The organism is Paenibacillus algorifonticola (genome assembly GCF_000971975.1).
GTDB lineage: Bacteria > Bacillota > Bacilli > Paenibacillales > Paenibacillaceae > Pristimantibacillus > Pristimantibacillus algorifonticola.
This window is the reverse complement of sequence record NZ_KQ040782.1, coordinates 57,346-64,071: the sequence shown is the minus strand read 5'-3', so window position 1 is coordinate 64,071 and position 6,726 is coordinate 57,346. Positions and strand designations below refer to the sequence as shown.

Below are 6,726 nucleotides of genomic sequence, written 5' to 3'. Positions count from 1 at the left end.
TACGGCTACGGCGGAATGGTGTCGCCGGCAGAAACGCAAAGCTACGGCTACGGCGGAATGGTGTCGCCGGCAGAAACGCAAGGCTATGGCTATGGCGGAATGGTGTCGCCGGCAGAAACGCAAGGCTATGGCTATGGCGGAATGGTGTCGCCGGCAGAAACGCAAGGCTATGGTTATGGCGGAATGGTATCGCCGGCAGAAACACAAGGCTACGGCTATGGCGGAATGGTGTCGCCGGCAGAAACGCAAAGCTACGGCTATGGTGGAGCCGTATCGCCAGCGGAGACGCAAGGCTACGGCTATGGCGGAATGGTGTCGCCAGCAGAAACGCAAGGATACGGCTATGGTGGAGCCGTATCGCCAGCAGAAACGCAAGGCTATGGTTATGGCGGAATGGTATCGCCGGCAGAAACACAAGGCTATGGTTATGGCGGAATGGTATCGCCGGCAGAAACACAAGGCTATGGTTATGGCGGAATGGTATCGCCAGCAGAAACACAAGGCTACGGCTATGGTGGAGCCGTATCGCCAGCAGAAACGCAAGGCTACGGTTATGGCGGAATGGTATCGCCAGCAGAGACGCAAGGTTACGGCTATGGTGGAGCCGTATCGCCAGCGAACACGCAAGGCTATGGTTATGGCGGAATGGTGTCGCCAATCGGTAACAACTGCAACGGCTATCCCGTTTCAGCATTCCCTCCGTTCCCTCCAATCCCGCCGTATGGATATTATCCTATGCAAACGGCTGGAGTAGAGACACAAAAGCCATGCAAATGCGGCTGCAAGGATAAGCGTGAAGAGGATGAGCAAGTAAAAGAAATAACAACAATCAATGTGAAAAACGGCAAAAATAATGCGCAGCGCAAATCCAATAAAAAAGCGGTTATTCGCACCGTTGCCCCGCGTTCAAGAACGAGCAAGCAAAACAGCAGCCCTTGGATTAGTCGTTAATTTTTAAAAATAATAAGTCAATAGTTAAGCACCTTTTCTTCATGAAGTGCCCCCTTAGAATAGACATTGGAAAACCCCTAAGGTTTGCCGATGAAAATTCTAGGGGGTGCATTTTTTTATGCCAGTAAAAAAAGGTCAAAAGGATCGGATGAAAAAATGGATGATGAAATACAAAAAGCTTGGAGAATATAGTCTCTTAGACCAGAGGGGACGACGCGAACAATATGTATGTCGACCAAGACCAATATATTCAAAAACTGAAACGAGAAAATGAGAGGTTGAAAAAGTGTTTGCAAATCTGGATGCAGGGGGGATGCAAAGAAAGTTTCAAACGGTCGAGAAAGCTGCCGAGCGGTATAACGTAGCTGACCTTTGTAAGCTTTTTGGTGTTTCTAGAAGCGGATATTATGCCTATTCGTCGTAAGCATCGCGTAAATTACGCTTCGTCACACAGTGAACGAGTAGGCGAAAATATTCTTAAAAGGGACTTTAAAGCCGAGAAACCTAATCAAAAATGGGTAACAGACATCACCCCATACCGACGCCAGTTTGCTGCTTAGGTGGTTTTTCTACTGTCTACTAAATGGGGTCTTGTCCAACAGGGCAGCTCTCCTTAAACGATCCTCTAACCATCCTTCAACTGATCCACAACCTCCTGCAGCAAAATCATTTCTGTCTCCTTTAATTTATGCAATTGCTCCATTTGCTTGTGCAAGGTGTCCGAGCTTCGAGTAAGCCAATATTTTAAAATGGAATTTCTTATAGCTTGCGTTGCATCCTCCAGCTGTCTCCATCTGCTTAAAATTTGATTGTCATCAATCAAGTAATTGTTATTAATCATGTAGCCTAATCGCATAGTCATACATTTCTTATGGTCGTAAAGCAGGTGGAACGATCTAATATCAAATACAACCTCTTCTTGAGCCAAATAGTTTAAATAATCGGAGGCCTTGTCGTATACATTAATGCCGAAGGTAAGTCCGGGTGTGCCTAAGGCTTCGTTACAATATTCATCCGTATGTGCTCTAGACAATAGATAGGCTTTCATCATATTTTTCACATATTTTAGAGAAAAAGTATAGTCGTTATTTTCGATGGGCTTCAATAAATAAAGATGCTGTTTAAAATCATGGGCATCGATTTCTAATAAATGAAACGCTCTACTAAAAGCTTCGTAATCACACGAGATATTCGTTGAATATTTGCCATTGGCATTATTGTCACAAAAATACAGCTTTTTATTTGTATCATCATACCCATTTATCATGACTTCATGTGGAGATTTCGCAGAAATTTCATACTCTTTTATATAAAAACGGTCAATCATAACGATCACATAATAGCCGCCATCAATAGATGCTTTTATAAAATCAAACAGGTCGTTATTTAAAATAGTTGAGCTTTGCCTGTCTATCGCTATCCGCTGAAAATCAATAAAAGGGCAGTCATAAAACTCGACCATTTTATCTCTATAATAACCATTGTAGAAAAAGGTATATAATTGGTTTGGATCAGGAATATCGAATAAATTAATATAATTATTAATAAACCACATATTTTTCGGATCCACGCGAGATATAATCGAATAAAAATCACTATAAAACCAATAAGAATCAATAATTTGCTTTACTTCGACTGGAAGGATTTTCACCGGCACTGTGATCATTCCTTTTCAATTTGATAGGTTTGAAGTATTTTCAATATATCATTACTGGAAAAAATATGAAAGTTTTATATTGAAAACACTTTCATTCATCTTGATTGGAGCTGAAGCTTGCCTAAATCAAGATATTGACAGAAAAGCATTTCCTCCCTATGATTAAGAGTGGATTACGGACAGGACAGGCTTATTAGCCTGCAAAACTTCATACTTGAATGAAAATAGGTGCGGAACGAAGGCCAGAACATATACGCCTTAGTTCGCTTAAAAGGGAAGTTCGGTTAAAGGCCGACACGGACCCGCCACTGTATAGGGCAGCAGATAATCAAGCTGCGCTCCCCTCACAAATGAACCACTGGCTGATGAGCTTCTTCCGTCGTAAGACAGCAGATGCTCGTGCTAGCCGGGAAGGGAAGAGAGGGAGGCCCCAAGTCAGGAGACCTGCCTGTTTTAACATCACTGTTTGACCTACGGTGCTTAGGGAGGTGGTTGGTTATGCCTATTTATTGCAAAATGTCTAACGATTATTTGCTGCTCCATAACGAGCAGACGCAGATAAGGTTTAGTTATTTATCATAAAAGCATTTCTGACTGCTTTCTTAAGGGTCGGGGATGCTTTTTTTAAAATATAGGAAAGGATATGATTTTTCTATCCTTTCTCTATATTTCTACGCGAAACGGTAGCTTTGCCGCCACAGGACGGCTTTCGGCCGTTTACGCTTACTAGAAGGGGAGACAAAAGAAAAATGAACTACAAGAAGAAGCCATTTAGCTTGTCATTTGGAATAATGGTCGTTTGCTTCATGCTGGTGCTTGCAGGATGCAGCGCGAATGCTGCCTCGGAAAACAACGCTGCTGCCGCGAATAATGCTGCAACTGCATCGGAAAATGCTAACAAAAAACTGACAATGGCGTACACCTGGAACCCCGCAGGCGTTGATCCGCATGGCGACGACAGCTGGGACGTTATGCGCTCCGGCGCAGGCGAAACGCTTATTAAATTAAATGAGCAGCTGCAGCCGGCCGCTTGGCTTGCGAAGGAGTGGAAGCAGGAGGACGCTAACACGTGGACGCTCAAGCTGGAGAACAACGTAACGTTCCACGACGGCAAAAAGATGGATGCCGAAAGCGTGAAAGCATCGCTGCTGCGTTCGATTGCTAATAGCCATTTGGCGAAGGATCTGCTGCTGGTGAAGGATATAGAAGTGCTTGCACCGGACGAGCTGAAAATTATAACGACACAGCCGAACTCGGCGATTATTTCCAGCTTGGCTGATCCAAGCACGATTATTCTTGATGTCGACAGCATGAAGGAAGCAGGCAGTTACCCGGCCATGACGGGAGCTTTCAAAATCAAGCAGTTTACGAAAGACGTATCGCTTGTTGTTGAGCGTTATGATGGTTATTGGGGACAACCGGCGAAGCTTAAGGAAGTGACAATGAAGTTTGTAACCGATGGCAACACCCGCCTGATGGCGCTGCAAGCTGGCGAAGTAGATGTTGCAACGGACATTCCAATTGACAGCATTGAGCTGGTAGAGAAGGACAGCAAGCTGGAAGTGCTGTCTGCACCATCGGTTCGTACACATATGGTATTATTTAATATGAATTCTGCCTTGTTTAAAGAAAAGGCGAACCGCGAGGTTGTTGATCAAGCAATTCCGCGCGAGGCGATTATTGAATCGGTAATGCGTGGCTATGGCACGAAAGCGAAAAGCCCGTTCCCGGAAATTTTGCCATTTGGCAAAGTAGCGGAGCAAGCAGCAGGAGAAACTACGGAGCAATTGCTGACTGCTGGCGGCTGGCAGAAAAATGCGGCAGGCATGTGGGAGAAGGAAGGTAAACCATTCGAGGCGACGCTCCTTACATTCCCGCACCGCCCAGAGCTGTCCGTAATGGCAGAGGTTATTCAGAACCAACTGCTTAATGAAGGAATTACCGTGAAAATACGCAAGGTTGAAAATATCGACGCTGAGCTTGCGAAGTCCGATTGGGATCTTGCTATGTACAGCATGCTAACGGCGCATACGGGCGATCCGCAATATTTCTTGAACATTTTCTATCAATCTGCTAGCGAATCGAATGTCAGCCATTATGTATCGAAGCCGCTTGAGACGGTTATAAACAAGCTGAACGATACGCCTGCTACAGAAGCGCGCAATGCGCTTGCGATACAAGCACAGGATATCATTAATGAAGATTTGCCGCAGTCGTTTATCGTACACCCCGACAATGTATTTGGCGTGAGAAAAGGGGGTAACGGGCTTTGTTCCGCATCCGATCGAATATTATTATGTGACAGCTGAAGTCGATATCACCTAAGTAAAGGGTGTACCTAAGTATGCTTCGTTTTTGGCTCGAACGCGTCGCGCAAATGCTGCTGGTCATTTTTTGCGTAGCGACGCTAACCTTCATTTTAATGAGGGTATCTCCGGGCGATCCGGCGAGAATTTTGCTGACCACGCATAATATCCCGGCTTCGCAGGAGGCGATTGACGCGCTCCGGGAGGAAATGGGACTGACGGACTCCTTATGGAGTCAATATATACGCTGGCTTGGTGATGTATTTACATGGCAGTGGGGGACATCTTACATGTCCAAAGAGCCAGTTGCAGGCGAACTGCTCAAAAGGCTGCCTGCCACACTGGAGCTGGCTTCGGCTGGCGCATTGGTCATGCTGCTGGCAACCTGCCTCATTGGCTTGGTGACCGCAATCTTTTCAACAGGGCTGCTTGACCGGATGGGCCGTTTGATGGCGCTGCTTGGCGCCTCGATTCCCTCCTTCTGGCTCGGTTTTTTATTGATTTATTTTTTCTCGGTCCGTCTTGGCTGGCTGCCTTCCATGGGACGCGGCGGCCTTGCTCATCTCCTCATGCCGGCGGTTACGCTTGGTCTAGGACTTGGCGCGGTATATGCCCGGGTTTTGCGGACGAATATGCTTGAGATGAACAACCAGAATTTCGTCAAAGCATCGCGTGCGAGAGGCTTGTCCAAGGGACGGATTTTAATCTTTCAAGTTTTCAAGCATGCGTTTTTGCCGATTTTATCGATGCTGGGGACAAGCTTTGCTTTTATGCTGGGGGGAAATGTGATCGTTGAGACGATTTTTTCCTGGCCCGGCGTAGGCAAATATATTATTGAAGCGATAACGGCGCGGGATTATCCGGTCATTCAAGGTTATGTGGTATTCACCTCCTTCTTGTTTGTCGCGATCCATTTGGCGGTGGAAGTTTTTTATGTGCGCTTGGACCCGCGGCTGCGGGCAAGCTAGGAGGAACCATTTTTTATGCGGACCCTTTTTCAGAAAAAGAATACGAGCTTGCTGCTTGGCATCAGCCTATTTGCAGTCATTGTGCTGCTGGGCTTGCTTGCCCCGTGGCTCGCGCCTCATAATCCGCTGCAGGTCAATTTATCCAATCGGCTTCTATCGCCGAGCGGGGAATATCCTTTCGGCACCGATCATTTAGGACGCTGCATTTTATCTCGCATTTTATATGGCATTCGGACGACTGTTTCGATTGCTTTTGTTATTTTGGGATTGAGCTTATGCATTAGCTTGCCGATTGGGCTGTTAACGGGCTATTTTGGCGGACGCACCGATCATTTTTTCATGCGGCTGATGGACGGCACGCTCGCTTTTCCCGATTTTGTGCTGACGATTGCGATTGTGGGCATTCTCGGACCCGGGTTTACGAATATGATCATTGCGATAGTCATTGTGAGGTGGGCCAATTATGTTCGGCTTATCCGCGGGCTCGTGCTTAAGGTGAGCAAGGAGGATTTTTTAATTACAGCCCGGATGTCCGGCAATTCGCATATGCGGATTATGCGCCGCTATATTTTGCCGCAGATTGCGGCGCCGATCGCTGTATTTAGTACGCTGGACATTGGCAAAATCGTGCTGCTCATCGCCGGGCTATCCTTCCTTGGGCTGGGCGTACAGCCGCCGACTCCTGAATGGGGCGTCATGCTGCATGATGCTACACGTTATTTTCAGCTGGCGCCGCATGTCATGATTTTTCCGGGGCTTGCCATCGTAAGCTTCGTGTTATCGTGCCAATTAATTGGCGACCGGTTTAAAGAGCAGAACGTTCACGTTCCGAAAGAGGTGTAAT

General features: G+C 46.5%; 4 protein-coding genes, 1 pseudogene and 1 riboswitch. Of the genes and pseudogenes, 4 read left to right on the top strand and 1 reads right to left on the bottom strand.

Annotated elements, in window-relative coordinates; genetic code table 11:
• Positions 1-951 (top strand): annotated as a pseudogene (locus WH37_RS35935) (hypothetical protein); the annotation flags it as partial.
• A 625-nt stretch (positions 952-1,576) separates the two neighbouring features.
• On the opposite strand, the gene WH37_RS04440 reads toward WH37_RS35935, so the two are convergent.
• A complete protein-coding gene (locus WH37_RS04440) occupies positions 1,577-2,608 on the bottom strand; it encodes a hypothetical protein (RefSeq protein WP_046229362.1) in 1,032 nt (343 codons plus the stop codon).
• 209 nt (positions 2,609-2,817) lie between these two features.
• Positions 2,818-3,074, top strand: a riboswitch (cobalamin riboswitch).
• A 283-nt stretch (positions 3,075-3,357) separates the two neighbouring features.
• On the opposite strand from WH37_RS04440, the gene WH37_RS04435 reads away from it, so the two are divergent.
• From WH37_RS04435 to nikC, 3 genes are read left to right on the top strand one after another with little or no spacing between them, the layout of a single operon-like run.
• The gene (locus WH37_RS04435; protein ID WP_231594120.1) at positions 3,358-4,917 is read left to right on the top strand and encodes an ABC transporter substrate-binding protein; all 1,560 of its coding nucleotides are present in this window, start codon (positions 3,358-3,360) and stop codon (positions 4,915-4,917) included.
• Between the two features lie 35 nt (positions 4,918-4,952).
• A complete protein-coding gene (gene nikB, locus WH37_RS04430) occupies positions 4,953-5,882 on the top strand; it encodes a nickel ABC transporter permease (protein WP_046229361.1) in 930 nt (309 codons plus the stop codon).
• Between the two features lie 15 nt (positions 5,883-5,897).
• A complete protein-coding gene (nikC, locus tag WH37_RS04425; protein WP_046229360.1) occupies positions 5,898-6,725 on the top strand; it encodes a nickel transporter permease in 828 nt (275 codons plus the stop codon).
• Position 6,726: the final 1 nt, after the last annotated feature.

Coding starts and splice junctions, on each gene's coding strand:
- WH37_RS04435 (WP_231594120.1), top strand. CDS start 3,358: ATGAACTACAAGAAGAAGCCATTTAGCTTGTCATTTGGAATAATGGTC.
- nikC (WP_046229360.1), top strand. CDS start 5,898: ATGCGGACCCTTTTTCAGAAAAAGAATACGAGCTTGCTGCTTGGCATC.
- nikB (WP_046229361.1), top strand. CDS start 4,953: ATGCTTCGTTTTTGGCTCGAACGCGTCGCGCAAATGCTGCTGGTCATT.